21 protein-coding genes, 1 other RNA gene and 5 pseudogenes are annotated in these 26,732 nt (G+C 59.6%); 20 read left to right on the top strand and 7 right to left on the bottom strand.

The features are described from left to right. The first annotated feature begins 35 nt into the window (after positions 1-35). The 3 genes from ligA (at position 36) to ffs (ending at position 4,261) form a co-directional block, all read left to right on the top strand. Positions 36-2,393, top strand: a complete 2,358-nt coding sequence (gene ligA, locus F8N85_RS17585) for an NAD-dependent DNA ligase LigA (RefSeq protein WP_150804816.1) — start codon at positions 36-38, stop codon at positions 2,391-2,393. 242 nt (positions 2,394-2,635) lie between these two features. Further along, positions 2,636-3,802 carry a putative zinc-binding metallopeptidase gene (locus F8N85_RS17580; protein ID WP_150804815.1) on the top strand — a complete coding sequence of 389 codons (1,167 nt, stop codon included), beginning with the start codon at positions 2,636-2,638 and terminating at the stop codon, positions 3,800-3,802. A gap of 362 nt (positions 3,803-4,164) precedes the next feature. Next, positions 4,165-4,261: signal recognition particle sRNA small type (gene ffs / locus F8N85_RS17575), an RNA gene on the top strand. A 249-nt stretch (positions 4,262-4,510) separates the two neighbouring features. Here ffs and F8N85_RS17570 read toward each other — a convergent pair. Then, positions 4,511-4,825, bottom strand: coding sequence for a helix-turn-helix domain-containing protein (locus F8N85_RS17570; protein WP_150804814.1), 315 nt, complete (start codon positions 4,823-4,825; stop codon positions 4,511-4,513). A 591-nt stretch (positions 4,826-5,416) separates the two neighbouring features. Between F8N85_RS17570 and F8N85_RS17565 the strand changes: the two genes are divergently transcribed. Next, positions 5,417-7,117: a putative bifunctional diguanylate cyclase/phosphodiesterase gene (locus F8N85_RS17565; protein ID WP_150804813.1), complete on the top strand. Its 1,701-nt coding sequence runs from the start codon at positions 5,417-5,419 to the stop codon at positions 7,115-7,117. A 3-nt stretch (positions 7,118-7,120) separates the two neighbouring features. On the opposite strand, the gene F8N85_RS17560 is transcribed toward F8N85_RS17565, so the two are convergent. After that, a complete protein-coding gene (locus tag F8N85_RS17560; protein ID WP_150804812.1) occupies positions 7,121-7,894 on the bottom strand; it encodes a substrate-binding periplasmic protein in 774 nt (257 codons plus the stop codon). A gap of 146 nt (positions 7,895-8,040) precedes the next feature. Here F8N85_RS17560 and dnaX point away from each other — a divergent pair, with 146 nt between their 5' ends. Together dnaX and F8N85_RS17550 are read left to right on the top strand one after the other, a co-directional pair. Beyond that, positions 8,041-10,119 carry a DNA polymerase III subunit gamma/tau gene (dnaX, locus tag F8N85_RS17555; protein ID WP_150804811.1) on the top strand — a complete coding sequence of 693 codons (2,079 nt, stop codon included), beginning with the start codon at positions 8,041-8,043 and terminating at the stop codon, positions 10,117-10,119. 68 nt (positions 10,120-10,187) lie between these two features. Further along, a complete protein-coding gene (locus F8N85_RS17550; RefSeq protein WP_150804810.1) occupies positions 10,188-10,526 on the top strand; it encodes a YbaB/EbfC family nucleoid-associated protein in 339 nt (112 codons plus the stop codon). Between the two features lie 343 nt (positions 10,527-10,869). On the opposite strand, the pseudogene F8N85_RS35020 reads toward F8N85_RS17550, so the two are convergent. After that, positions 10,870-11,012 (bottom strand): annotated as a pseudogene (locus F8N85_RS35020) (IS110 family transposase); the annotation flags it as partial. Here F8N85_RS35020 and F8N85_RS35015 point away from each other — a divergent pair. Next, positions 11,001-11,087: pseudogene (locus F8N85_RS35015) on the top strand (LysR family transcriptional regulator); the annotation flags it as partial. The pseudogenes F8N85_RS35020 and F8N85_RS35015 overlap by 12 nt on opposite strands. 245 nt (positions 11,088-11,332) lie before the next feature. Here F8N85_RS35015 and F8N85_RS17535 read toward each other — a convergent pair. Continuing rightward, positions 11,333-11,689, bottom strand: coding sequence for a DUF6124 family protein (locus tag F8N85_RS17535; RefSeq protein ID WP_150804809.1), 357 nt, complete (start codon positions 11,687-11,689; stop codon positions 11,333-11,335). A gap of 1,143 nt (positions 11,690-12,832) precedes the next feature. On the opposite strand from F8N85_RS17535, the gene F8N85_RS17530 reads away from it, so the two are divergent. Together F8N85_RS17530 and F8N85_RS17525 are read left to right on the top strand one after the other, a co-directional pair. Then, a complete protein-coding gene (locus F8N85_RS17530) occupies positions 12,833-13,741 on the top strand; it encodes a hypothetical protein (protein ID WP_224795706.1) in 909 nt (302 codons plus the stop codon). Beyond that, positions 13,738-14,118 (top strand): hypothetical protein, encoded by a 381-nt coding sequence (locus F8N85_RS17525; RefSeq protein WP_150804807.1) that lies wholly within the window; start codon positions 13,738-13,740, stop codon positions 14,116-14,118. The genes F8N85_RS17530 and F8N85_RS17525 overlap by 4 nt, the downstream gene beginning before the upstream one ends. A gap of 65 nt (positions 14,119-14,183) precedes the next feature. On the opposite strand, the gene F8N85_RS17520 is transcribed toward F8N85_RS17525, so the two are convergent. Further along, positions 14,184-14,726 carry an adenylate kinase gene (locus tag F8N85_RS17520; protein WP_150804806.1) on the bottom strand — a complete coding sequence of 181 codons (543 nt, stop codon included), beginning with the start codon at positions 14,724-14,726 and terminating at the stop codon, positions 14,184-14,186. Between the two features lie 112 nt (positions 14,727-14,838). Next, positions 14,839-15,073, bottom strand: a pseudogene (locus F8N85_RS17515) (type II secretion system F family protein); the annotation flags it as partial. 2 nt (positions 15,074-15,075) lie between these two features. Here F8N85_RS17515 and F8N85_RS35805 point away from each other — a divergent pair. From F8N85_RS35805 to recR, 11 genes and pseudogenes are all read left to right on the top strand, one after another. Beyond that, positions 15,076-15,171: pseudogene (locus tag F8N85_RS35805) on the top strand (lytic transglycosylase domain-containing protein); the annotation flags it as partial. Between the two features lie 216 nt (positions 15,172-15,387). Next, positions 15,388-15,608: pseudogene (locus tag F8N85_RS35800) on the top strand (hypothetical protein); the annotation flags it as partial. 6 nt (positions 15,609-15,614) lie between these two features. Then, positions 15,615-17,573: a YncE family protein gene (locus F8N85_RS17505; RefSeq protein WP_150804857.1), complete on the top strand. Its 1,959-nt coding sequence runs from the start codon at positions 15,615-15,617 to the stop codon at positions 17,571-17,573. An 11-nt stretch (positions 17,574-17,584) separates the two neighbouring features. After that, positions 17,585-18,256, top strand: coding sequence for an SCO family protein (locus tag F8N85_RS17500; protein WP_150804858.1), 672 nt, complete (start codon positions 17,585-17,587; stop codon positions 18,254-18,256). Next, on the top strand, positions 18,243-18,473 hold the full coding sequence (locus F8N85_RS35010) for a hypothetical protein (RefSeq protein ID WP_224795705.1): 231 nt from the start codon (positions 18,243-18,245) through the stop codon (positions 18,471-18,473). The genes F8N85_RS17500 and F8N85_RS35010 overlap by 14 nt, the downstream gene beginning before the upstream one ends. Before the next feature lie 51 nt (positions 18,474-18,524). Next, complete coding sequence (locus F8N85_RS17490) at positions 18,525-19,787, top strand: ABC transporter substrate-binding protein (RefSeq protein WP_412072500.1); 1,263 nt, start codon at positions 18,525-18,527, stop codon at positions 19,785-19,787. 209 nt (positions 19,788-19,996) lie between these two features. Then, a complete protein-coding gene (locus F8N85_RS17485; protein WP_150804805.1) occupies positions 19,997-20,530 on the top strand; it encodes a response regulator in 534 nt (177 codons plus the stop codon). A 146-nt stretch (positions 20,531-20,676) separates the two neighbouring features. Next, complete coding sequence (locus F8N85_RS17480) at positions 20,677-22,131, top strand: sensor histidine kinase (protein WP_150804804.1); 1,455 nt, start codon at positions 20,677-20,679, stop codon at positions 22,129-22,131. Positions 22,132-22,279: 148 nt separating this feature from the next. Continuing rightward, entirely contained in the window at positions 22,280-23,731 is a 1,452-nt protein-coding gene (locus F8N85_RS17475) for an ATP-binding protein (RefSeq protein WP_150804803.1), read from the top strand. Further along, complete coding sequence (locus tag F8N85_RS17470) at positions 23,706-25,169, top strand: sigma-54-dependent transcriptional regulator (protein WP_150804802.1); 1,464 nt, start codon at positions 23,706-23,708, stop codon at positions 25,167-25,169. Before F8N85_RS17475 ends, F8N85_RS17470 begins: the two co-directional genes overlap by 26 nt. A gap of 91 nt (positions 25,170-25,260) precedes the next feature. After that, positions 25,261-25,863 carry a recombination mediator RecR gene (gene recR, locus F8N85_RS17465; RefSeq protein WP_150804801.1) on the top strand — a complete coding sequence of 201 codons (603 nt, stop codon included), beginning with the start codon at positions 25,261-25,263 and terminating at the stop codon, positions 25,861-25,863. A gap of 279 nt (positions 25,864-26,142) precedes the next feature. On the opposite strand, the gene F8N85_RS17460 is transcribed toward recR, so the two are convergent. Then, positions 26,143-26,691, bottom strand: coding sequence for an adenine phosphoribosyltransferase (locus F8N85_RS17460; protein WP_150804800.1), 549 nt, complete (start codon positions 26,689-26,691; stop codon positions 26,143-26,145). Between the last annotated feature and the right edge of the window lie 41 nt (positions 26,692-26,732).

Genomic DNA, 26,732 nt, shown 5'->3' with positions numbered 1-26,732 from the left:
CCTCGGCTGCTCTTTTGCTTTATGAGAGAACACCCATGACCGCCGCCAAAAACCGCATTCTAGAGTTGCGCACCGAGCTGGATCAGCACAACTACCGCTACCACGTGCTCGATGAGCCGAGCATTCCCGACGTCGAATACGATCGGCTGTTCAATGAGCTCAAGGCGCTGGAGGCGGAACATCCAGAACTGGTGACCAGCGATTCACCGACTCAACGAGTCGGCAGTGCGGCGCTCTCGGCCTTTACTCAGGTGCGTCATGAAATACCGATGCTCAGCCTGGGCAACGCCTTCGACGAAAGCGCCATGCGCGAGTTCGATCGCCGGGTAAACGAAGGCCTCGACCTGCCGGCCGGCGATTTGTTTGGTGGTGGCGTGGCAGTGGAGTACAGCTGCGAGCCGAAGCTCGACGGCCTGGCGGTCAGCCTGCTGTATCAGGATGGCGTGCTGGTGCGCGGCGCCACTCGTGGTGACGGCACCACGGGCGAAGACATCAGCGTCAACGTGCGAACCGTGCGTAATATCCCGCTCAAGCTGCAGGGCAGCGGCTGGCCGGCGACCCTGGAAGTGCGCGGCGAAGTCTATATGTCCAAGGCCGGTTTCGAGCGGCTCAATGCCACGCAACTGGAAGTCGGTGGCAAGACCTTCGCCAACCCGCGCAACGCCGCTGCCGGTAGCCTGCGCCAGCTGGATTCGAAGATCACCGCCAGCCGTCCGCTGGAGTTCTGCTGCTACGGTCTGGGCCAGGTCTCGGCCGATATTGCCGACACCCATATCGGCAACCTGCAGCAGTTGAAGCAGTGGGGCATGCATGTCAGTCGTGAATTGAAACTGGCCAAGGGCATCGACGAGTGCCTGGACTACTACCGTGACATCGGTGAGCGGCGGAATGCGCTGCCCTATGAAATCGACGGAGTGGTGTTCAAGGTCAACAGCCTGGCCTCGCAGCGCGAACTCGGTTTCCGGGCGCGTGAACCACGCTGGGCGATCGCCCATAAGTTCCCGGCGATGGAAGAGCTCACCGAGCTGCTCGATGTGGAGTTCCAGGTCGGTCGCACCGGTGCAGTGACGCCGGTGGCGCGCTTGAAACCGGTCAAGGTTGCGGGCGTTACCGTCTCCAATGCGACGCTGCACAACATGGACGAGGTGGCTCGCCTGGGGCTGATGATCGGCGACACGGTGATCATCCGTCGTGCCGGGGATGTGATCCCGCAAGTGGTGCAAGTGGTCACCGAGCGTCGTCCGGACAACGCCCGGCCGGTGCAGATTCCCGAGAGCTGCCCGGTCTGCGGTTCGCATGTCGAGCGCACGCAATTGGTGAAGCGCAGCAAGGGTCGCGAGACCGTCAGCGAAGGCGCGGTCTATCGCTGCGTCGGCCGACTGGCCTGCGGCGCACAGCTCAAGCAGGCAATCATCCATTTCGTTTCGCGCCGCGCCATGGACATCGAAGGCCTGGGCGAGAAGAGCGTCGAGCAACTGGTGGATGAAGGTCTGGTGGGCTCGCCAGCGGATCTCTACACCCTGAGCTTCGAACAGATCGTCGACCTCGAAGGCTTTGCCGAGCTCTCCAGCAAAAACTTGCTGAGTGCCATCGCCGACAGCAAAAAGCCAAGCCTGGCGCGGTTTATCTACGCACTGGGGATTCCCGACGTCGGCGAGGAGACCGCCAAGGTGCTGGCGCGCTCACTGGCGTCGCTGGCGCGGGTTCAGCAGGCGTTGCCGGCAGTATTGACCTACTTGCCGGATGTTGGGCTGGAAGTCGCCTACGAGATCCACAGCTTCTTCCAGGATCAGCACAACGCCACGGTTATCGAACAGTTGCTGGCTCGCGGCCTGGAGATTCAGGATCAGGGCGAACTGGGTGCGGAGTTCGCAGCCAGTACGACCCTGGGTGGGCTGATCGACAAGCTGCATATTCCTTCAGTCGGGCCGGGCGGGGCGCAGAAACTGGCCGACAAGTTCGGCTCGTTGGAAGGCGTGATCAGCGCCGACTGGCTGGACCTGCGCCAGGCGCTTGCCGAGAAACAGGCCAAGGCCGTGCGTGAGTTCTTCGATAACCCCGAAAACGCTGAGCGGGCGTTGGCGATCGAGAAGCAGCTGCAAGACTTCGGCATGCATTGGCACAGCGAAAGGAAGGTCGTCGAAGGTCTGCCACTGGCTGGCCAGACCTGGGTACTGACCGGCTCGCTGGAACTGATGAGCCGCGACATCGCCAAGGACAAACTCGAAAGCCTGGGCGCCAAGGTGGCTGGCTCCGTGTCGGCCAAAACCCAATGCGTGGTCGCCGGGCCTGGAGCGGGTTCGAAACTGGCCAAGGCCAATGAGTTGGGGTTGAAGGTGCTGGATGAAGAGGCGTTTGTGGCGTTTTTGGGCAAGCACAACATTTCGGTGTGACGCATTTGTGGCGAGGGGGCTTGCCCCCGCTCGGCTGCGAAGCAGTCGTAAAACCGGTAGATGGGCTCTACCTGACACAATGCGGTTGCCGATTTTAGGACCGCTTCGCGCTCCAGCGGGGGCAAGCCCCCTCGCCACAGGTTCGGCGCTCGCCACATTGGGCTGCGCAGTTCCCTGAAAACCATGGAACCCTTGCCTCCCAATCATGATCTAGTCTTGGCAGGCCCCAGGGAGAGATCGCCATGTACCGCTTCTTTGAACAACTCAGCTCCCGCATCGCCGCGCCCTTCATGGGCGAAAGCTCGAGCAACAGCAAGGTCTGGCACTGTCGCTGTGGGCAGTCGTTGTTCTTTCGCAACAGCCAATGCCTGGCCTGTTCAGCGGCATTGGGTTATCAGCCGCAGCAGAGTCGCCTGTCCTCGCTGCAACCCGGCCCGCAGGTGGATACCTGGAGACTCGACGCCGATCCCGAGACCGGGGCATTTCGCCGCTGCGCCAACCTCGACTCCCCGGCCGCCTGCAACTGGCTGCTGCCGGCCAACGATCATGATGCGCTATGCATAGCCTGTAGTCTGAACCAGACCATTCCCGATCTATCGATTGCCGAGAATCCCGAGCGCTGGTGCAAGGTCGAAACGGCAAAGCGGCGGCTGGTCGCACAGTTGATCAGCCTGGGCCTGCAAGTGATCCCCAAAACCATGGACGAAGAAACCGGTCTGGCCTTCGATTTCATCGGTGTCGACCTCCAAGGCAAGCCGCCCACCACCGGTCATGCCAACGGCCTGGTCACCCTCGATATAAAAGAAGCCGACGACGTCCACCGCGAGCAGGTCCGGGTGCAAATGCACGAGCCGTATCGCACGCTGCTCGGACACTTGCGTCACGAAACAGGGCATTACTACTGGGATCGACTGATTGCCAGCAGCCATTGGCTGGAACCGTTCCGCGGTCTGTTCGGTGACGAGCGTGCCAGCTACACCGAGGCGCTGGAGCGGCATTACCAGCAAGGCGCGCCAGCCGACTGGCAGCAGGGCTACGTCAGCGCCTACGCCACCATGCATCCGTGGGAAGACTGGGCCGAGACCTGGGCTCACTACCTGCACATGATGGACGCGGTCGACACCGCGCTGGGCTTTGGCATGAGCGCGCGGGAAATGGACCTCGACTATCAGCCCTTTGCGCTCGATACCCTCTACGATCCACAGCATCCCGGTGGCGCGGCATTCCTGTCTTTCGTCAACGCCTGGATCGAACTGGCAGGGATGCTCAATGAGCTGTCACGCAGCATGGGCCAGGTCGATTTCTACCCCTTTGTCCTGCCGCCGCCTGTTATCGCCAAATTGCATTTCATTCATCTGGTCATCCAGCAAGAGGGTGGGCGGGCGGACGAGGTGGTGCAAGACCTGTAAAAATCAACAGATCGCAGCCTGCGGCAGCTCCTACGCCGACCGTGATTGGCCGAAAGATCTGCGCGATGCCCGCAATCACCGCGTTCGGCATAGATCTGCCGAATACACCCAATCCCCGTAGGAGCTGCCGCAGGCTGCGATCTTTTGATCTTGATGCTTGGCAATCCCCAGAACCGCCAAAAGATCGCAGGCTGCGGCAGCTCCTGCGGGGGGTTGCGTACACCCCAGAGCCCGTGATCTTCAAGAACATCGCAGGTCCTTGACCTTGTTCATATTTTTTTATCCGAACCGACGGTTGTAAGTTCTCGTCAGATCGGTACAATGGCGCGGCTCGCCACTGGCGAGCGTCGTTATGGTGACCCCTCCGGTCCCCCCGCAACGATCAGCCGTGAACCCGGTCAGGCCTGGAAGGGAGCAGCCGCAGCGGTGACATTGTGTGCCGGGGTGTGGCTGGTGGGGTTACCACCTTAACGACAAGCCTTCGTTCAGCAAGGCTCCTCTGCTCCACGCAGAACCCCTTTTTCCCCCTCTGTTTTCCCATCGGTCTTTTCTGATCGGTGGTTGCTCCTGTCCGACCCTTCTGATTTTTGCCTGCAGCGACTTGTTACGCCGGTGTCAGCGCACACTTGCGCAATGGCCAGCAGTGGAATGAAAAAAGAGGCGCAGTTATCGAAATCGATAAGTTCGCCTCTTTTTTTGTTGCCCGGCTCAAGGCTTGGACAAGGCCAGATCTACAGCTGCAATCAGCTTTCCCAGATCCTTTGGGGTGGCTTTGTGAATGACACCGAACAAATAAGCCCGCTGTTCGTCTTCGTCACCCAGATCGGCAAAAAAGACTTTCAGCTTTACCCCCAGCACATCGGCGAACAGGACCAGGGCTTCCACGCTGGGGGTATAGGTGCCGGTTTCGAAGCGGCTGATGGTTTTGGGGTCAAAACCGGTTTTCTCGCCTAGTTCAGCCTGAGTAAGCCCTGCCACCTTGCGGTAACGCCGGAGGGCTGGACCCAAACTTGAAATTTGCATCGCTCAATTCCCATTTAGAATCAAGAACTTAACGATAAATCTTGGCATTAGACAACGCCATGATTCATCACCTTGCTTTGCAAAATGTGATGTATTTCGTAGAATTGACGGTTAAGACAGGTATTCGGTGATCTGGTTTCAGAATGCGGGCTTTGTAAAGCCAGAGCGCATTGAGCTTCGTGGGTTCCACTGAATAAGCGGCCGGGCAGGGCGTATACGGTCGCGTTGATCGCTGCCGACCCAGCGTCCTGCAGTATTACCTGATGCCCTGTTTATTCTGGCTGATCTTCACCAGACCGAAGGCGAACTACCGCACAAAATGTTGCATGGCAGGCAATCGAGGCGTGTATCGCGATTGTCTTGTGCAGTCAGGGAAGAGTGCGAATCAGCCGGTGAGCTCCCAGGCCTGGAGCCCGGTCTATTAAATGCTGCCAATGGAGTTTTAACGTGAACCGGAGTGTGTCAGTCAGTGTTTATGAGGTTTGTGCAGGCTCGCCGCGGCTGGCGTCTTTTTCCTCTACTCATAGCCTCGCTGTCAGGCTGTGCACCTTGGTCGAGCGGTTAAACCGCTAGCGACAGTGAGCCTGACTCATGGATGAGCGATATCGCAGGGCTGTGGATGCAGCCGCCATTTTTTCCGAGACCGATCTGGCAGGGCGGATCACCCACGTCAATGATCAGTTCTGCCTGATTTCCGGCTACAGCCGCGAAGAGTTGTTGGGAGAGGACCATCGAATGCTCGGTTCGGGGCTGCATCCGCCGGGTTTTTTTACCGCGATGTGGCGGACCATTGCCCTGGGCAAGGTCTGGAAAGGCGAGGTGTGTAACCGCGCCAAGGACGGTACCCTGTATTGGGTCGACAGCACGGTGGTGCCGCTGCTCGACGAGGTGACCGGGCGGGTGCAAAGGTATGTGTCTATCCGCTTCGACGTCAGCGAAAAACGTCGGCTCCTGCATTCGCTGCAATGGCAGGTCGGCCATGATGTGCTGACCGGTCTGCCCAATCGCGCCTTTCTCTCCGAGCTGCTGGACCAGGCGCTGGAGTTTTCGCGGCAGGAGAATATCCCGCTGGCGGTGTGCATGCTCGACCTTGATGGCTTCAAGGCGGTCAATGACGGTTACGGTCATGCCAGCGGCGATTTGTTGTTGATCGACGTGGCGAAACGCCTGCGTACGATCGTTCGTGGCGAGGACGTAGTGGCACGGCTGGCGGGTGACGAGTTCGTGCTGATCTTGCGCTACGTGAGCGATGTTGCCGAATTGAGCGCCGCGTTGCACCGGGTACTGGGGGTGCTCTCCACGCCTTATTCGATACTTGGCACGGACATCAAGGTGTTCGCCAGCATCGGCGCGACACTCTTCCCCGCCGATAACGAAGATGCCGAAACCCTGTTGCGCCACGCCGACCAGGCCATGTACGTGGCCAAGCAAGGTGGGCGAAATCGTTTCCACTTGTTTGACGTCTCGCGTGACAAAGAGGTCAAGGTCACCCATCAGACCGTCGAGCAGGTGCGCCAGGCGCTGGCCAGGCGTGAGCTGTGCCTGCATTTTCAACCCAAGGTCAATATGCGGCAGGGTTGCGTCGTCGGCTTCGAGGCGCTGTTGCGCTGGCGACATCCGCAACACGGAATGATCCCGGCCCAGGACTTTCTGCCCTTGGTGGAGGAGACGGACCTGATCATCGACATTGGCGAATGGGTGATGGATCAAGTCATGGTGCAATTGCATCAATGGCAACAACAGGGCCAGCGCTGGCCGGTCAGTGTCAATATTGCTGCCCGGCACTTTCAGCGCGCGGATTTTGTCGAGCGGCTCAAGACCGTGCTGCAGCGGCATGCCCAGGTGCCTGCGCAGATGCTCGACCTGGAAATAATCGAGCCGGTCGCCATCGAGAATATCCAGCGTGTCAGTACTTGCCTGGAGGAGTGCCGGGCGTTGGGCGTGCGCTTCTCTCTCGGGGATTTTGGCACCGGGTACTCGTCGCTAAGCGACCTCAAGCGGCTGCGCACACAAAGCATCAAGATCGACCAGTCATTTATTCGCGACATCCTTAACGACAAAGATGATCTGGCGTTGACCACGGCCGTGATCGGCCTGGCCCGGGCTTTCGGTCGGGAGGTGATCGCCGAAGGCCTGGAAACCCTGGAACACGGTGAGTTACTGCTGCGCCTGGGTTGTGAAGTGGCCCAGGGCTATTTCATTGCCCGGCCGATGCCGGCCAGCGAAGTGCCAGGCTGGGTCGCGTCGTTCAAGGTACCGCCGCAATGGCAGGTAGCGGAGCACGCGCTTTGACGGTCACTGCTGGCGAGCGCCGGACGCGGCGTCCGGCGGTTGATCAGTGCCGGTGTAGAGCTTGATGATGGCATCGATTTCGCCGGACATTTTCATCTTCAGCAGGGTGCGCAGAATCAGTTGCACCGGCAGTTTCGGGTTGTTGCGCACGTAACAGCCAACGTAGTGCTCCTGCAGGACGGCGACACCGCGTAGCTGGTCGGCAGGTAAAAGCCTCTGATTGAACCAGTCCAGGTTCCATTGATTGGTCACTGCATAGCGATAGCGACCTGCTGTCAGTTTCTGCAAGACCTGCTCCTGGTTGCGGGCATTGTCGCGATGCAGTTGGCCGCTGTCGAACATCGGTTGCAGGGCTGGGTAGATGAAGCCGAGCACCGTCCCGATGTTTTGTGAAGGCAGGCTCGAGGGCACCACCTGCTCGGGCTGGTCTTGCCTGCTGACCAGCAGGTCGCGCTGAAACAGCAATGGAATGCTCCAGAGGTAGTCGCCTGACAGGTTGGGCAGCCAGGATTGCGCGACATAGCAACGCACATCGATCTCGCCACGTTCCATGGCACTTTGCACCCGGCCGCGGGCCAATACGTGGAACTCGGCAGGACGGCCGACCTGGGTCGCCAGGCTAAGCATCATGTCATGCAAAATACCCTGGGTCGGCTGGTTGCGTTCGATTTGCACCATGGGCATGGCCCAGCTATCGGTAACCGCGAAACGCAGGGGGGCTTGCGCGGCAAAACCGTTTGCGCTGACCAGCAGCAACGTGGCCCAGGCTAAACGCATAAACTCTCCTGCAAGACCACGACAAAGGGTCGACAAAATGCCACCCAAAGAGCAGCTTAGCCAGATTAGAAGAGCACACCGGATGCAATTTCGTCCTTGCTCCGCTAGCATTACCCGCTTCCGCTTCCCAGTTGCGACGGTTTTCGATGAGTTATCAGGTTCTTGCACGTAAATGGCGTCCGCGCTCGTTCCGCGAAATGGTCGGCCAGACCCATGTGCTCAAGGCTCTGATCAATGCCTTGGACAGCCAGCGGCTGCACCATGCCTATCTATTTACCGGTACCCGCGGGGTGGGCAAGACCACCATCGCACGGATCATTGCCAAATGCCTGAACTGTGAAACGGGTATCACTTCGACGCCGTGCGGCACCTGCTCGGTGTGCCGGGAAATCGACGAGGGGCGCTTTGTCGACCTGATCGAAATCGACGCCGCGAGCCGGACCAAGGTCGAGGACACTCGCGAGCTGCTGGACAACGTGCAGTACGCGCCGAGCCGTGGGCGCTTCAAGGTCTACCTGATCGACGAAGTGCACATGCTGTCCAGCCATTCGTTCAATGCGCTGCTCAAAACCCTTGAAGAGCCGCCGCCCTACGTCAAGTTCATCCTGGCCACCACCGACCCGCAGAAACTTCCGGCAACAATTCTCTCGCGATGCCTGCAGTTCTCTCTGAAAAACATGACTCCGGAGCGGGTGGTCGAACATTTGACCCATGTACTGGGCGTCGAGAACGTACCGTTCGAAGACGACGCATTGTGGTTGCTGGGCCGTGCTGCCGATGGTTCGATGCGCGATGCCATGAGCCTGACCGATCAGGCGATCGCTTTCGGTGAAGGCAAGGTCATGGCCGCCGATGTGCGGGCGATGCTCGGTACCCTGGATCATGGTCAGGTCTACGACGTCCTGCAGGCGTTGCTCGACGGCGATGCCCGGGCGCTGCTCGAAGCGGTGCGCCATCTGGCCGAGCAAGGGCCGGACTGGAATGGCGTGCTCTCGGAAATCCTCAATGTGCTGCACCGTGTCGCCATCGCCCAGGCCCTGCCTGAAGGCGTCGACAACGGCCAGGGCGACCGTGACCGGGTGCTGGCGCTGGCCCAGGCGTTGCCGGCCGAAGATGTGCAGTTCTATTACCAGATGGGCCTGATCGGCCGCCGCGATCTGCCGCTGGCGCCAGACCCTCGTGGTGGTTTTGAAATGGTCCTGTTACGGATGTTGGCATTCCGTCCGGCGGATAGCACGGAGGCGCCCAGGCAACCGCTAAAGCCAGTGGGGATCAGCCAGGCCACAGTTGATTCCGCACATTCCGTGGCTGCCGCGCCGGTGGTCGCTGCCAGTGTCGCTGCGGTAGTTGCTGCGCCGGTCGCTGCGGTTGTTGCACTGATCCCTGAACCTGTCGCACCGGTGGTGGTGCCGGAACCGGTCATCGCGCCGCCGGTGGTAGAACCTGTGGTGATTGCCGCCGAAATCGTGGATCTGCCGTGGAACGACCCGGTAGAACCGGTCATCGAGCAACAGCCGGCGGTCGAGCCGATGCTCGAGACCGCCGCCGAGCAGCCTGAATTGACCCCGATGCCCGGGGCGACGCCCGACAGCGCGGTGCCGGATGCCCCCGAGTGGGTGGCCGCGCCGGTGCCTGAACCCTCCGTAGCCGAGGTCGATGCGGCCATTCCGGGCATGGACCTGGACGACGAGCCGCCGCTGGATGAAGACTACATCGAGCCGGACATGGATTCGGCCTACAGCTATCTCGATGAACTGGCCAGCGAACACACCGCCGAGCCGGCTCCGGAGCCCGAACCCGCCCCGGCGCTGAAACCGGCTACCGGTCTGGCCCTGGAATGGCTGCAGCTGTTTCCGAAATTGCCGATTTCCGGCATGACCGGCAGCATCGCCGCCAACTGCACGCTGATCGCGGTCGATGGCGATCACTGGTTGCTGCACCTGGACCCGGCGCACAGCGCGCTGTTCAACGCGACCCAGCAGCGGCGCTTGAACGATGCGTTGAACCAATATCACCAGCGCACGTTGACGGTGAGCATCGAGCTGATCAAGCCTGAGCAGGAAACCCCGGCCCAGGCAGCGTCCCGACACCGTAACGAGCGTCAGCGCGAGGCCGAAGAGTCGATCCACAGTGATCCGTTCATCCAGCAAATGATGCAACAGTTCGGTGCGGTGGTCCGTAACGATACTATTGAACCTGTCGAGGCTCTGGTCACTCAGGGCTAATAACTGAAGGCGCCTGGCCTGACGGGCCGGGCGTTGTATTTTATCCAAGTACTTTTGAGGTGATTCCCATGATGAAAGGTGGCATGGCCGGCCTGATGAAGCAGGCACAGCAGATGCAGGAAAAAATGGCCAAGATGCAGGAAGAACTGGCCAACGCCGAAGTGACCGGCAAGTCCGGTGGCGACATGGTGACGGTGGTCATGACAGGTCGTCACGACATCAAGCGCGTCAGCATCGACCCAAGCATCGTTGAAGGCCTCAGCGAAGATGACAAGGAAATGCTCGAGGCTTTGTTCGCCGCCGCCGTCAACGACGCCGTGCGCAAGATCGAAGCCAACAGCCAGGACAAAATGTCTGGCATGACCGCCGGCATGCAATTGCCACCGGGCATGAAGCTGCCGTTCTAAGTCGCTTTGGCGAGTGGGATGTACAACAAAAATGCCAGGCATTGAGCCTGGCATTTTTGTTTTGGGCTGAAATCTACTGTGCCTGTCAGGCCCAATCGCGGGCAGGCCCACACAAGGTTAGCGTCTGAAACGTTACTTGTGTTCGACAGATAACCCGTAGGAGCTGCCGAAGGCTGCGATCCTTTGATCTTGATCTTGATCTTGATCTTGATCTTGATCTTGATCTTGATCTTGATCTTGTGGGATCGGCGGTGGGGCGATCCGACTTGCCCGCGATGACGGCCTGTCTCTCGCGGATGTACCTCGCCCCACTGTGGGAGATTCTACGGTTGAGGGGAAGCCCTCAACTGGCTTTCGGCTGGTATTCGCTCTGCCCCTTCAGCAGGGCGAATACGACCCGAGCAAGCTTGCGACCCAGTATCACCAGTGCCTGAGTGGTGCTGAACCTCGAGCTCTCTGTTCTTCGTAAAACCCTTTGCCGGCTTCCACCTCTATTACCCCAGCCGTCGTCAGGCCTCACCGGCTTTCGCTCTGTTGCTGGGCGCGCTGCGTTACCGGGGGCTGAGCTCCACCACACATGCCCGACTCCAGCTCCGCGCATTTCCCGTAACAGCTGCCGAGCCTGCAGGCTGCGCAGCAGTCGTAAAATCAGGCACTGCGGTATTCCAGACGAGCCGTGGAAGCAGGATTTGCGACTGCTGTGCAGCCGAACGCAGCCTCGCAGGCTCGGCAGCTGCTACGGGGGGACAGTGCTGACCCTGAAACTCCATAACTGAGCGGATTGCCCGGGATGAACGATGACCCGATCAACCTGCCGGAGCCACCTGCTCCAGCGCCTCATTCACCAGCAACTGGCTCAACTCGATCATCTGCTGAATCCCCAGTGCCACATTACAGCAGGAGCCTTCGACATCGAACGCCAGGTCACTGACCAAGACATTGGCGCTGGCGAGCGTCTCGCAGGCGTTGGCCAATAGCGTTTCGGTGCTGAGGCCAGGGACGACAGTGAAGATGTTGACCGGAACGACGTGGCCGAGTCTGGACTTGTCGAATGGGGGCTGCGGGTAGTGATCGCGAACTTGCTGCGCGACCTCGCAGAGTTTGCTGGAATCGGAGGGGGAAACGTTTTCGGTTTCAGGCGGATCGGGAGTGACTTTGATCATGGGTAATCCTCCAGTATTAAAAGGACTGCCACGCTCACTTCCACATGAGGGGGTGGCAGCTGTACGCAGGTGTGGAAGACCGGGACTGAAGGAACCCGGCGCACCCGAAGGTGCCCCGCGCACAGCCGCCATAACACAATGATGCAGGCGTAAAAAAACGCCAGCATGTGCATATAGGCGTTTGTGCGCCCTCAGTAAACAGTACGGACTTCCACATCCGGTCGCTGATTTTGCAGCGACCCGCAAAGATTAGCCGCCAGCCTGCACCAAAGCAACCCCGCATTCGCCCACGATTGATCGTTCCCGCGCTCTACGTGGGAATGTCGCCATGGACGCTCCGCGTCCTCTGTGACGCGGAGCGTCACGGAATGCATTCCTTTGCTGCGCGTGGGAACGATCTATAAGTACTTGCTCTAAGCAGTTCACGTTTGAATGCGGAGCAAATCGCACGCCAGGGTTTTCCGATCTTTCTGATAGATATTCGCGAAGTGTCCTACTTACTTTTGCCAGCCTTGAGTTAATTCTTTGAGTTGGCACTTTGCTCGACTCCAATTCACTCGTGAGTCGGTGCAATCCATCGTCATCAGAAACGTGCGCGCCCTCTCGTCTGGCCGCACTTAAATAGATAGGGAACTCAATGGCTGACGGATATTTCATTGTCGCAGATGACAAAATCACCTGTGGGGCAAAGTCCTGGATGGTGATACAAGGGTCATGATGTTTGGTTTTGCTCATGCTCGCGAAGGTGATCGGGTTTCGTGTGGCGAGGACGGAAAGATTTATCGTATCGTCGGTGGAGTTTCATACATCAACAGTCACGGAAGGCTGGTGGCCGGCACCCTTGATAGCTTCAGTAATTGTCCCTGTAAAGCCAAACTGATCCCCTCGATTTTCACGGCCAGTTATGAGTCGGACCAAAGCGCTGTACCGCAGGCCACCCGAACAGCCGCTCAACCGTCTACCCCAGTCGGAACCAGTAACCCGGTAAGCCCGCGTCAATCCAGTTTCGCCCCTTCGAGCCATCCAGCTGCAACGCTATTCAGCGGCGCAGAGGCCCAGGAACCTGGCTTCTATGTGGTGCCCAAAAGCATGACTCGTGAACAACTGGAAGCCACGCTTTTTCCCTCGCGTAACCTGACCGTGATGGGCAAGTTCTGGTCACTGAATCCTGATCCAGGCGACATAAAAGCCGGTTCGATGATCGTGCTCAGCGATCCGAACAACAGCTCCTGCACCTACCAGGAAGCGCAGCTGATGCAGGCCGCTCAACAAGTCAAAACGGCCCTCGATCCACTGACGCCGGAGGAAGCCGATTTCATGTTCCGCCACGCTGCCGAAATCGCCAGTTTTACCGGCCAGACCTCAACCTGGCTGGGCGTCAGTGCGGTGGTAATGGAAAAGCACCTGACCCGGCTGCGCGATACTCTGCAAGCCATGGAACGCCTGCATCAGGAAAGCTATCGCCAGCACGGCCACCTCAAATCGACGCAGTTCTTCGCCGAGCGCCAGCGCCTGCTCGTCCAACTGGATGCACACCTGCTGAACTCCACTCGCCTGCGTGGCCAGACAACCTTGGGCGACCACCCCAAGTTAAAAACGGCCCTCGGCATTTCCAGCCGTAGCCTGGTGCATCATTGGGACAAGGCCGGTGCACCGGGGCAGATACCGGGTTATGCCACCCATGTGAATGCCACCAGTCGTGCTGCCAAGTACATGCAGGCAGGGGGTTACATTGGTATTGGCATTGGCGGTGTTTCTTCGTTGCTGGCTATTCAGGAGGTTTGTAATACCGACTCTGGAGCCGCTTGCGAGAAGATCAAGTTTACTGAAGGGGGAAAATTTGCATTGTCAGCCATCGGTGGGCATAGAGGTGGGGAGTTGGCTTATTTGGCTAGCGGTCCTATTTGCCTGGCGCTTGGGGTTACCACAGGGATTGGGGGAGTTATCTGTGTTGCGACCGTGGTCGGGGCTGGCGCATGGGTAGGTACAGCTGCTGGTGGTATCGCTGGGGAGTTTCTAGGCGAGAAACTGTATGAGACCGAACAACGGTGATCGACACGTGGTCTCCTTGGGCTGCCATTTTGTTTGTTGGTGGGCCATTCCTATTGAGTGTTGTTACTTTTGCCTACAGTCTTTACTTAAGTCGCCATTTGGATGCCATGTTGGAAGCCTTGAAAAACAGTCGCCATATTGTTATTTGGGGTGCGGGCCTGCGGCATCAAGGTTGGTTTGGACGGCTCATGCTGGTCGCGAAGATCGGAGGGATGGTGATGTGGTCTGGACCGGGCATCCGGGCGGGTGAAATGGATCCTGACGATATCAAGAATTTCCCTCCTCACCTGAAGCAGCTTCTTAAAATCAAGATCGTAATATCGGGGGTTATTGTGGCCTGGGGAGCGATTGCATGTGTGCTGGTGAAATATAGGTAACTCAATAGGCGAATACCCAATCACACCTCGTTGATTGACGCTTTGGTCGCTGGTTCTGTGAGACCTCACCAATCAGGAATCGCCGCAATTACCTCTGCGAGCAACGGTTCAATCGGCATTTCTCCGCTGACCCTAAGGGAAGGTTGTGTCAGCTGCTTGAGCCACCGCTCATGCCGTGGTCGACTGCGGCCAGCTTGAACACCTGTTTCATAACTTTCGGCCCATGCGAGGAACGCTTGGTGATTCGCATGCATATCCCCTCCTGGAAGGATACGGTCACCATAACGCTGTGATTCGCGCAACTTCAGACGTTCCATCCGAAGCAGTGTCGGAGTGTCAATGAACACGACCAAATCAGTGCATTGAATCACTTCGTCTCCCCAGCCATCTAATGAGCCGGAAAGAACCCAGTAACCATGAGACAGGTTACGGTTGAGTAGGTGGACTCTCTCTGCGGGAGGTCGAGATCGCTCGAATGGTGGTTCTGTTGGGTACCAATAGTAATCATCGACATCAAAGTGAGGCACTTGAAGCTCTGCTGCCAGTGCAGCCCCCAGAGTACTCACTCCGGCACCAGATGCGCCGCTTATATAAATCCGTTTGCTCACTTCATAGGTCTCCCTTCCAGCGGGATATAGATAGGCGCTAAGAGATAGTGTGGGGCGGCTGCCAGTTATGTGGCAGTAATTGCGCAATATTACTGCGTGGACGCAGACGACGTTAGTGAATACTCGACGCCAGTTCAAAGAGCAGGATGTATATCAAAATCACGATCACCCTGATCAACAACCCGATAAAGGTCATCAGCGCGGCTCGAACAAGCGCACGAACCATTCGAGCCAGCGGCTGATACTTCGTCGTAGAAGTCGGCGCTGCGTTCCATCATGTAACCCGGATTGCCCGCCTGTTCACCGGCTCGCAGCAGACGCAATGCCACCGGCGTGATCAGCCCGTTGTGTCATTCCACCGTTCGCCGAAACCCAACGTGATGTGTCCAGTGTGCTGCGTCAGTACCGGCGCTTGCAGGGGCTGGCCGTTGACGCGTCCTTGTAGCATCCCCCAGATGTGGGGACTGCGGGAAACTGGGGGTTAGGCTCACCCACTCGGTTTTTGTTGTTGTTTCAAACTATTGAATTTAAAGAAAAATGTTTATGGCATGCGGATTGCTCCGTCCATTTCACTGATGAACGCGATGCGAGGCCCTCGGCCATGAAAGGGACTATCCCAACCCCCTGCTCCTCAACCGGATCGACCTGACTTGCTCATTGCTGGGGCTTGCGCCGGGGCGTGGTCGAGGACCACAACCCATCCTTGATGCAAGGCGGCGCGGCGGCTCCCGCAAAGGTCACGCTGCGTCCCGACAAGCGTCCACGGTCACTGGTTCTGCGAATCGCGGCGGGCGATTGCCTGACCATCACTTGCACAACCTGCTGGCCTGTCAGGCCAACCCGAACAAACCCGAACAAGTATTCGAGCGGGCATTCAAGGAGCAAGGCGTGAATAGAACAACCACACTCTGTATTGCAGTCTGCAGTGCGGCGTTGGTGGCCGGTCTGGGCGGATGGCTGCTGACCCGGCGCGACGCGCCGCTGGTCGAGGTCAGCCCGCAGGGTCAGCGTCTGGTTCGCGATGGCGTGTCCATCGAGTTCCAGATGAACCCGATCGATGGCCATGCCACGCTCATGGAAGGCAACTTTGCCGATGTGCGCTTCAAGGTCACCGAGAGCAAAACGGGTCAGCCTCTGTCAGGCATCGCGCCCGGAGCCTGGCTCGATCCGAGCCTGCTGGGGCTGAGCGACTCGGAACCGCAGAACAGCTGCAAATCGCGGGTCGCGATGTTTCTCAAAAACAATATCGGTGCGCGGCCGTTACTCGACCTGACCCGGTATTTCCTGCTGGTGCTGAACAAGGATGCCAGCCTGACGGTGATCGATCCCACGGTCTCGGTGGGCGGCACCACCAGCACCCTGAAACGGATCGACCTCAAGCAGCCGCCGATGGACTGGGTCCGCAGTGGCGACAACAAACGGGTCTTTGTCTCCATGCCGGCGGCGGGCGAGATTGCGGTGATCGACACCGAGAAATTCCAGGTGCTCGGCAACATCGCAGCCGGGGCCGAGCCGCTGCGGGTCGCCCTGCAACCGGACGAACGCCTGCTGTGGGTCGGCAATGACTCGCGCGATGCCGGCAGCAGCGGGGTGACGGTGATCGACAGCCATTCACTCAAACCCCTGGCGCATCTGGCGACCGGCGTCGGTCACCATGAGATCGCCTTCAGCAAGGATTCGCGGCATGCCTTCGTCAGCAACCGCGACAGCGGCACCCTGAGTGTCATCGACATCGCCACGCTGACCCTGCGCAAACAGATCAAGACCGGGCCGCATCCGTTGTCCGTAGCCTACTCGGCGCTGTCCGAAGCGGTGTATGTGGCCGATGGCAAGGACGGCAGCATTAGTGTGATCGATGCCCGTAGCCTGAAGCAACTCAAGGTCATCAAGGTCATCAAGGGCAACCAGGGCCTTGGCCCGATGCGCTTCAGCCGCGACGGGCGCTTTGGTTTTGTGCTCAATACCCTGGACAACCGCGCGCTGGTCATCGACGCGGCCAGCGACAGCTTGATCCATAGCCTGGAGGTCGCCGCCGAACCCTATCAGGTGACGTTCACCGCGGGGTACGCCTATATCCGCGGGCTGTCTTCGCCCAAGGTCACGATGGTCAACCTGGGTTCGCTGGGACAGAACCGCACCCCCATCATCCAGGGCTTCGAGGCGGGCCCGGCGGCGCCGCGCCAGGCTGGAGACCTGCCGCTGGCGCAGAGTTTGACCTCGGGTCGCGAGGACAACTCGGTATTTGTCGTCAACCCGGTGGACAACACCACCTACTTTTACGCCGAAGGCATGAACGCGCCGATGTCCGGTTACCCCAACCACGGGCACACCGCCCGCGCCGCCATGGTCATCGACCTCAGCTTGCGTGAAGTCGAGCCGGGGCTCTACAGCACCCGAGTGTTGCTGCCGGCAGCGGGGCGCTTCGACGTGGCATTTCTGATCAACCAACCACAGATCATTCACTGCTTCACCACCCAGGTCGAGCCCAATCCGACACTGGACCAAAGCCTCGCCATGCCACAGGTGGAGTTTCTGCTCGACAAGTTCAGCGTGCCCCAGGGCCATCCATATATGGCCCGCCTGCGCCTGGTGCAGCCGAAAAGCCTGGAGCCGCCCAGCGGTATCAAGGATGTCCGGCTGCGCTATTTCCTGGCGCCGTCTTCCATGCCGCTGGAAGTCGCGGCCCATGAGGTCGGCGACGGAATCCACGAAGCCCCATTGCAACTGGACACACCCGGAGCCTGGTACCTGCACGTGCGCTCGGCGTTCCTGGATGCGGAGTTCGGCACCAGCACCTACGCCAGCCTGCGGGTCGTTCCCGCGATCACCAACCCGTCTGCCCCATGAGGAATGTGATGATGAATCCAATGACCTCACGGCTCTTGCCCAGCTTCTGCACGCTGACCTTGATCCTCTCGACCGGCCTGGTCCAGGCCCATTCTGCCGAGGACCACAGCCAGCATGCAAGCCAGGCCAAGCCACTGATTGCGTCCCAGGGCACCGAAGTGAAATTCGTTGACGTGCCGCTGATCGATCAGAACGGCCGGCCAGTGCGCCTGCAGCAGGACCTGCTGAGTGACCGCATTGTGCTCATGGGTTTTATCTATACCAGCTGCACCACGGTCTGCCCGCTGGTGTCCTCGATCATGGGCAAGGTGCAGAAGCAATTGGGCGCACGGGCCGGGCGCGAAGTGCAACTGGTGTCCATCAGCATCGATCCGCAACGCGATGATCCGCAGCGCCTGCTCGACTACTCCCGCAAGTTCCAGGCCGGGCCGGGCTGGAGCTGGCTGACCGGGTCGCCGTCGGCCATCAAGGCGACCCTCAAGGGCCTGGGCAGCGGCGATGGCGACTTGAAGAATCATGCGCCGTTGATTCTGGTGGGCGATGGCAAGAGCAGCCACTGGACCCGCTTTTATGGCTTCACCGATCCGGCGGTGCTGCTCAAGGAGATCGACCGCCTCACCCCGCCACGGAGGTCGTCCGGACCTACCGCCATCGCTCAGGAGAGTCATCATGAAATTTATTGAGCTTATCGTTTTCGGCCTTTTCCTGGGGCTCCTGCTCCTGGCCTCGCTCGCGTGGGCCCATGAAGGACCCGACAGCAAGCCGGCACCGGCACCAGCAGTGGCCGCGCCGCCGGCAACCGGCACTCACGATGCGCTGACCTGGTTTACCGACCCGCCACTGGTGGATCAGAACGGCAAGCGTCTGCAATTGCCGAGACTGCCTATAGCCGTGCGTTGAAAGCAGGTGAATAGCATGTGGCTCGACACCCGCCGATGTTTGATCCTGCTGATGTGCCTGTGCCTGTGCCTGTCGGCCGTGGCGGTCGAATTGACGCCGCGCGCACTCGTCCGGGCCGTGACCGAAGGGCTCGACCCGGCAATGCCCCGGTTCGTGCTCTCGAGTGCCGACCAGATCAGTCTGGCGGCCTACAAACGGCAGGAAGACGACCACGATCCGGGCCTGGAAAACGACCGGCTGCGGCTCGGCACGCTGTTGCCGAGCAGCGGGCCGTTGGCGCGAGCCGGTCACACGGTGGCCGCGGTGTTGCGTGACAGCATCGAGCGGATCAACCAGGCCGGCGGTATCCATGGGCGGCAACTGCAGCTGAGCATTCTCGACCCGGGACCGGATCTGGCCAGCGCCGAGCAGGCGTTGCGCAAGTTGATCGACGAGGAGCAGGTGTTTGCCCTGGTGGCGCCGCTGGCGCCGGCCCTGGCCCCGCGCTTGCCCGCGCTGTTGGAGGCGGCCGGAGTGCCGGTGGTGGGCCCGCAGACCCTGCTCGAAGCGAGTAGTGCGCCCAGTCGACAGATTTTCGAACCTCTTCCGGGTCTGCGTGAACAGTTCAATGCCTTGGCCAACTACGCGAGCGATAGCCTGGCCCTGGCCTCGAGCCCGACCCTGATCGTCACTCCCGGCGACGGCTCGCTGGAGCTGCAGGCCCGCACTCTGCAGCAGTACCTCAAGGCGCAGGGTTGGCAGGATGTACGCCGCCAGGTGTATTCGGTGGACGCTCGCGCCGGCCTGATAGGTACGGCTGGGGATGTGAGTTCAGTGTTCTACATGGGCAGTGCCGAGCACTTCAGTGAACTGGCCGGCCGCCTGCACAGCGCCGGACTGACGCCTTACCTGTTCGCCTCTTCAGCCCAGGTGGCCGGGGATATCCAGCAGCTGCCGGGAGCATTTTCCAGACGACTGTTTCTGGCCTACCCCTTCATCCCCAGCGACTGGAGCGCACCCGGGCGTTCGGCATTGACCAGACTGCGCTTGCGCCAAGGCCTCGATGGTCAGCATGCGGTGATGCAGGTGAGTGCCTATTGCTCGGTGGCCCTGCTTGCCGAGGCGCTGAAAAGGGCTGGTCGGGATGTCAGCCGGGAGACGCTGATCGAGTCCCTGGAAAGCCTGCATGACTTTGACACCGGCCTGACCCCGAGGGTCAGCTTCGGGCCGGGAAAACGCATGGGGCTCAGCGGAGCCCACATTGTCACCGTCGACCTGGGGTTGCTGCAGTTCTATCCGGTAGCCCCTTATATTCCCCTCGAAACGACCCCCTAGGGGCAAGGGCGCATCATGAAACGCAACTGCCTGCTGTATTTAATGTATCTACTGTTTCGCAGGTGTACGCGATGAGTGAAGACGGTCCGCCCGTGGCGCGGGTCAATGGTACCCCCATCATCCAGGTGCGTCTGGAAGTGTGCGTAAGCCTATGGCACGCACTCCCCAGGTTCGGACATAGGACCTGAACAAGTTACAAGGAGACGGCCTTGTTGAACAAAGTACTGGTAGTCGAAGACGAGCAGATCCTGGCGCAGAACCTCGCAGCGTATCTCGAGGCTCAAAACCTGGAAGTCCGAGTCACCCATGACGGTGCCAAGGCCATAGCAATGGTTCAAGGCTTTGCACCCGATGTTGTCGTGCTCGATTTCCGTTTGCCGGATATGGACGGGTTTCAGGTGCTCGACGCTGTCCGCCAACACAGGGGCTGCCACTTCGTACTGATTACTGCGCACCCGACCAATGAGGTCTGCGAGCGCGCCATTGAGCTGGGTGTCAGCCATATCCTGTTCAAACCGTTCCCGTTGGCGGAACTGGCCCGCGCAGTCTGTGACCTGGTCGGCATGCGCCGCGAGCCTCGAGCGGGGGCACAAATATCGGAAGGGTTCGTCGAACGTCGTCAGAGCAGGAGTGAAAATTTCCCCCTGCAGTTGTACGACGGTAGCTGGGTCCTGGCCGATCGCCGACGAAGGTCGTCGCATTCACCTCCAGCCAACGACGAGCCACTGCTTACCGGGAAATAGTGGCGCGATAAGCGTTCAAGGCCCCCACCGATGACCTGCCGCGATCACTCCGGGCCTGGGTGGCTGCCCTCAGGGTTGGGGAAAAGGGGGCCGACACAGTGCTGCGCAGTGAGCTATAAACAATGCAAAGCCCGGGAAACTGCGCTATGCAAACACAAGAGCAGGACGCCTCGCTCGACCTGGAAACGACCAAAGAGCGGCCCGTAAATGGGCAAAAGCGTTTCAACCTGCTGCGCTGGTTTTCCTGGGTCAGCCTGATCGTTGTCGGCTCGGTGGTGCTGGGGCTGGGGGCGCTCTCCACGCGTTTTGTGATTGAGGAGAGTCTCCATCGCGATGCGCTGTTGACCGCCCAGTTCATCCAGACCATCGCTTCGACGGAGATGCGCCACGTCGTATTACCGGATGGGCTGAGCATGGGCGAACTGCTCGATCCGCGTCAGGACCTGGCTCGCCCTGACATCAGTCCGGGAGCGCGGGCCATTGCGCGCGGGGAGTTTCTCGACCATGTCGAGCAATTGCCAGACGTGTTGCTGGCTAACATCTATGCGCCTGACCGGACGATCATCTGGTCGACCAATCCACGGTTGATCGGCCAGCGGATCAGCGATAACGAAGACCTCGAGCAGGCCTTCAATCTCAAGACCCATATTTCCGCCAGCTACCACAACGTCGACGACGTCCGGGCGGAGCAGAAATTCACCGTCGTCCCGACGTTCTTTTTCATCGAGAACTACATCCCGCTGTTAGATCTCGGTGAAAACCAGGTCATGGCCATGGTCGAGGTCTACAAGGAACCCAGTGATCTGATCATCCGCGTGACGCGCGGGCTGATACTGGTCTGGGTGGCGACGCTGCTGGGGGGCGCGCTGATCTATTTCAGTCTGTATTGGCTGATGCGCCACGCCGCGGATCTGCTGGCCGCACAGCAGAAGCAACTGGTCACCAATGAAACCTTTGTCGCCCTTGGCGAGATGTCCTCGGCCGTCGCCCATAGCCTGCGCAATCCCCTGGCGTCCATTCGTTCCAGCGCCGAGCTGGCGCAGGAAATCGAAACCGGTGCGGCGCAGAAAAACATCACCGACATCATCAACCAGGTGGACCGCATGTCCCCCTGGGTTCGCGAGCTCCTGCAGTCCTTGCACCCGCTCAATGACGAGGCCATTGCGGTAAATCTGGTGGCCGCCGTACGTGACAGCCTCCAGGCCTTTGAACAACAGATTGCCCGTACTCGGGTTCAGGTGAATTTCGCACCCGGGCAGGTGCCTTCGGTGCTCAGCCAGGAGGTATTGCTCAGCCAGATTCTCAACAGCCTGATTGCTAATGCCCTGGAGGCCATGATCACAGGCGGGGTCCTGAACATCGAGATCGAGAACACTGCCAAGGGCCTGTGCCTGACCATCGCCGACACCGGCAATGGCATGAGTGCGCAACAGCAACGCATGGCCTTCAAACCGTTTTTTACCACCAAGCAGGGTGGTCTGGGGGTCGGTTTGATGCTGGTCAAACGCATCATGGAGCGCTTCGGCGGTTCGGTCACCCTCAACAGCCACGAGCTGCAGGGCACCTGCGTGAGCCTGCGATTCCAGCGGGTAAGCCAATAGCCATTGCTCATCAACTCACAGGCATTTATCCCGCACAAACCCGGGGTGGCGAGAAATCCAGCCTATGATCCAGTAGAGGCAAAATACTATTACGGCGGTTGACAGGGCCTCGACTAAAAGATTCGGACAAGCATCCAGGAAGTACCTCATGCAGATGCTGATGCTCAAGAAAATACCCACCCAACGTCAGTTCAACCTTTTGCACTGGTTCTCCCTGGCCAGCCTGTTTGTCATCACCATGGTCGCCATGGTGCTCGGTTATACCTCCACACGCCTGGTGGTCCGGGAGAGCGTCGAGCGCGACGGACTGCTGACGGCGCAATTCATCCGGGCCATCGGCGCAGCGGAACTGCGCCACGCCGACTTGCCGCCGACCCTGACCATGGGCGCAATTCTGGATATCCGCGATGCCAACGCCCTCGCGGGTTATGACCGCGATCACATCATCGCGGCGAGGGGGGAGTTTCTCGACCACGTCGAAAATTTGCCGGACATACTGATGGTCAATATCTATGCCCGGGATCGAACGATCATCTGGTCGACCAATCCGGCGTTGATCGGTGTACGCATCGAGGGCGACGAGGGTCTGGACCAATCGTTCGAATCCAAAACGCAGGTCTCCTCCGAGTATCACGAGGCCGATGACGCCCGTAAGGAGCAGAAGTTTCTCCACGAACCAAAGCACCTGTATATCGAAAACTACATCCCGCTGTTCGACGCCGCCGATGACCAGATCCTGGCCATGGTCGAGATCTACAAGGAACCTGAGGATTTGCTGTTGCGTATCCACCGCGGTTTCATACTGATCTGGGTGTCGACCATCCTCGGCGGTTGCCTGATCTATTTCGGACTGTTCTGGATCGTGCGACGGGCTGCGAAGATGTTGCAGTCACAACAGAAGCAACTGATCACCAGTGAAACCTTTGTCGCGTTGGGCGAAATGTCTTCGGCCGTGGCCCACAGCCTGCGCAACCCGCTGGCGACGATCCGATCCAGCGCCGAACTGGCCCAGGAAATCGCCAGGCAGCCTGCGCAGAAGAACATTGCCGACATCATCAGCCAGGTCGATCGCATGTCGCGCTGGGTTCGCGAACTGCTGGTCTCGCTGCAGCCTTTGAACACCGACAGCGAGGCCATCGACCTGGGCCCGACCATCGAGGAGGTGGTGCAAGCGTTCGACCAGCAAATCAAGCGCGCCAATGTCCGGGTCCATCTCTCTATCGCGTCGGTACCCCCTGTCATCAGCCAGTACATGCACTTGATCCAGATCTTCAATAGCCTGTTCGCCAACTCCCTGGAAGCCATGGCGGGTGGCGGAGTACTGACAATCGAAGTCGAGCCGGCGGTGGATGGGCGCGTGCGAATGACCCTGACGGACACTGGCAAAGGCATGACCCGGCAACAGGAACACATGGCGTTCAAACCGTTTTTCACCACCAAGCAAGGCGGCCTCGGCGTTGGCCTGATGCTGGTCAAACGTGTCATGGAGCGATTCAACGGTTCGGTCAACCTGACGAGCCGGGAACAGGAAGGAACCCAAATAAGCCTGATTTTCAACGTGGCGGGAGGGAACCATGGGACACAGCATACTGTTGGTTGAGGACGACCAGCTCCTTGCCGAAAATATTCAGAGCTTCCTGGAGCGCAGGGACTTCGAGGTCACTGTCTGCCATAGCGCCGAAGAGGCTCTGGAATGCTTGCAGACGTGTCAGCCTGATGTGGTGCTGACCGACAACTCGTTGCCCGGCATGAGTGGTCACGAATTGATTCAGCGCCTGCGGGGCAGCGTGCCGGATCTGAAAGTGATCATGATAACCGGCTACGGTAATGTCGAAGATGCGGTGACGGCGATGAAAGAGGGGGCCTTTCACTACCTGACCAAACCGGTGGCCCTGGCGGAACTCAAGCTATTGCTGGACAAGGCGCTGGCGGCCGATCGCCTGGAACGCACGCTGACCTTCTATCAGGAGCGTGAGGCGCAGAAGTCCGGGGTGCAGGCGTTGATCGGCGATTCTGCGGTGATGCAGGCAATGAAAAATACCATCGGCCAGTTGCTCGACGCCGAGCGGCGCATGGCCAGCGGCGACCTGCCACCGGTTTTGGTGGAAGGCGATACCGGCACCGGTAAAGAACTGGTGGCCCGTGCGCTGCATTTCGACGGGCCCCGCAGCAAAAGCCCGTTTATCGAGTTCAACTGTGCCTCGATCCCCTCCAATCTTCTGGAAGCCGAATTGTTCGGCCACGAAAAAGGTGCCTTCACCGACGCCAAGGAGCGCCGGATCGGCCTGGTCGAAGCCGCCGATGGCGGTACCCTGTTTCTCGATGAAATCGGTGAGATGGATCTGCTGCTGCAGGCCAAGCTGCTCAAACTGCTGGAAGATCGAACGATTCGCCGGATCGGCGCGGTCAAGGAGCGCAAGGTCGACCTGCGGATCATCAGCGCGACCAATTGCAACCTCGAGCAGAGGGTCCAGCAGGGCAAGTTTCGCCGCGATCTGTTTTTCCGTTTGCGCATCATTTCAATCAAGGTCCCGCGCCTGTGCGCCCGTGGCGAAGACGTGCTGACCCTGGCCCGGCATTTCCTGGCTCATCATGGCAAGCGCTATGGCAAGCCCAACCTGTATTTCAGCCCCGAGGCGCAAGCGCTGATGCGCGGTTACAGCTGGCCCGGCAATGTTCGCGAGCTGCGCAACATGCTCGAACAGACGGTGCTGCTGGCGTCTCACGACATGGTCGGGCCGAGCCAGTTGAATGTCTGTCTGAGCCTGGTCGATGAGCCGTTGGATCTGCCGATACCGCCACAGCACCAGTATCAACAGCAGCCTCAATCGCATCCCCAGCCCGAGTTTTACAGCCCCAGCGAGGACATGGGTTCCATGAACCTGCCGGAAGTCGAGCGCGACATGGTCCGCAAAATGCTCGACAAGACTGACTGGAATGTCACCAAGTCGGCACGCCTGCTGGGCTTGAGCCGGGACATGCTACGCTATCGGATTGAAAAGCTCGGGCTCGCCCGACCGGAAAAGCGTCAATGGTGACGCCTGCTGACGGGCAGGCGCGCTGGTATTTGACGGTTAGCCAAGGCGCGGGTATAAACCGCGTCTCGTTGTTTTGTCGGACCTTTGTGCCATGAGCTTCAGCCCCCTGATTCGCCAACTGATCGATGCCCTGCGCACTTTGCCGGGTGTGGGTCAGAAAACCGCCCAGCGCATGGCGCTGCAACTGCTCGAGCGCGATCGCAGTGGCGGTTCGCGGCTTGCCCTGGCGTTGAAACAGGCCATGGAAGGGGTCGGGCATTGTCGTTTGTGCCGCACGCTGACTGAAGACGATCTATGCCCGCAATGCGCCGACCCGCGTCGTGACGATACGATTCTGTGCGTGGTCGAAGGTCCTATGGACGTGTACGCCGTGGAGCAGACCGGTTTTCGCGGCCGCTACTTTGTGCTCAAGGGGCACCTGTCGCCGCTCGACGGCCTCGGCCCCGAAGCCATCGGCATCCCGCAACTGCTGGCGCGGATCGAAGAACAGGGCACCTTCACCGAGATCATCCTCGCCACCAACCCGACGGTGGAAGGCGAAGCCACGGCCCATTACATCGCCCAGTTGCTGAGCAACAAGGGCCTGATCACCTCGCGCATCGCCCATGGCGTACCCCTGGGTGGCGAGCTGGAACTGGTGGATGGCGGGACCCTGGCCCATTCGTTTGCCGGGCGTAAGCCAATCTCGCTTTAATCCTCCCCACGCGGTGGCTGCCGAAAAGATCGCAGCCTGCGGCAGCTCCTACGCTGACCGCATACACCTGCAATGTCGTGGCCTGCAATCCCCCGACGCTGGCCGCGTACACCTGCAATGTCGGGGGTGCCTGCAATTGCCCGACGCTGGCCGCGTACACCTGCAATGTCGTGGGTATCTGCAATCCCCTGTAGGAGCTGCCGCAGGCTGCGATCTTTTGATCTTGCTTTTGTGGGAGCGAGCCTGCTCGCGATATAGGTAGTCCGTACAGACGACGCCTTACTTATCGGTCAACGCAAACTGTGTCAGGCAGAAGGTCGGGATGCCCATGTCTTCCAGGCGCTGGGAGCCGCCCAGTTCCGGCAGGTCGATAATCGCCGCGGCTTCGAAAATCCGTGCGCCCATGCGCCGTACCAGATGGGCGGCGGCAATCAGCGTGCCGCCGGTGGCGATCAGGTCATCGAACATCAGCACCGAATCGCCTTCGCACAGGCTGTCGGCGTGGACTTCCAGGAAGGCTTCGCCGTATTCGGTCTGATAGCCCTCGCAAAGTACATCGGCCGGCAACTTGCCTTGCTTGCGGAACAGGATCAGCGGTTTGTTCAGCTGATAGGCGAGGATCGAGCCGATCAGGAAGCCCCGGGCATCCATGGCGCCGATGTGGGTGAAGTCGGCTTCGACATAACGATGGGCAAAGCTGTCCGCCACCAGGCGCAAGGCCTTCGGCGACTGGAACAGTGGCGTGATATCGCGAAAGATCACCCCTGGCTTGGGAAAGTCGATCACCGGGCGGATCAGCGATTTGATGTCGAAGGAGTCAAAGACCATCGTCGTGGTGTCCTGGCAGGCTGCAAACACGGCAGTATAAA

Origin of the sequence: Pseudomonas fluorescens (genome assembly GCF_902497875.1) — a bacterium.
GTDB classification, from domain to species: domain Bacteria; phylum Pseudomonadota; class Gammaproteobacteria; order Pseudomonadales; family Pseudomonadaceae; genus Aquipseudomonas; species Aquipseudomonas fluorescens_BR.
The sequence above is the reverse complement of the archived record's forward strand: the minus strand, read 5'-3'. Positions and strand labels throughout refer to the sequence as shown.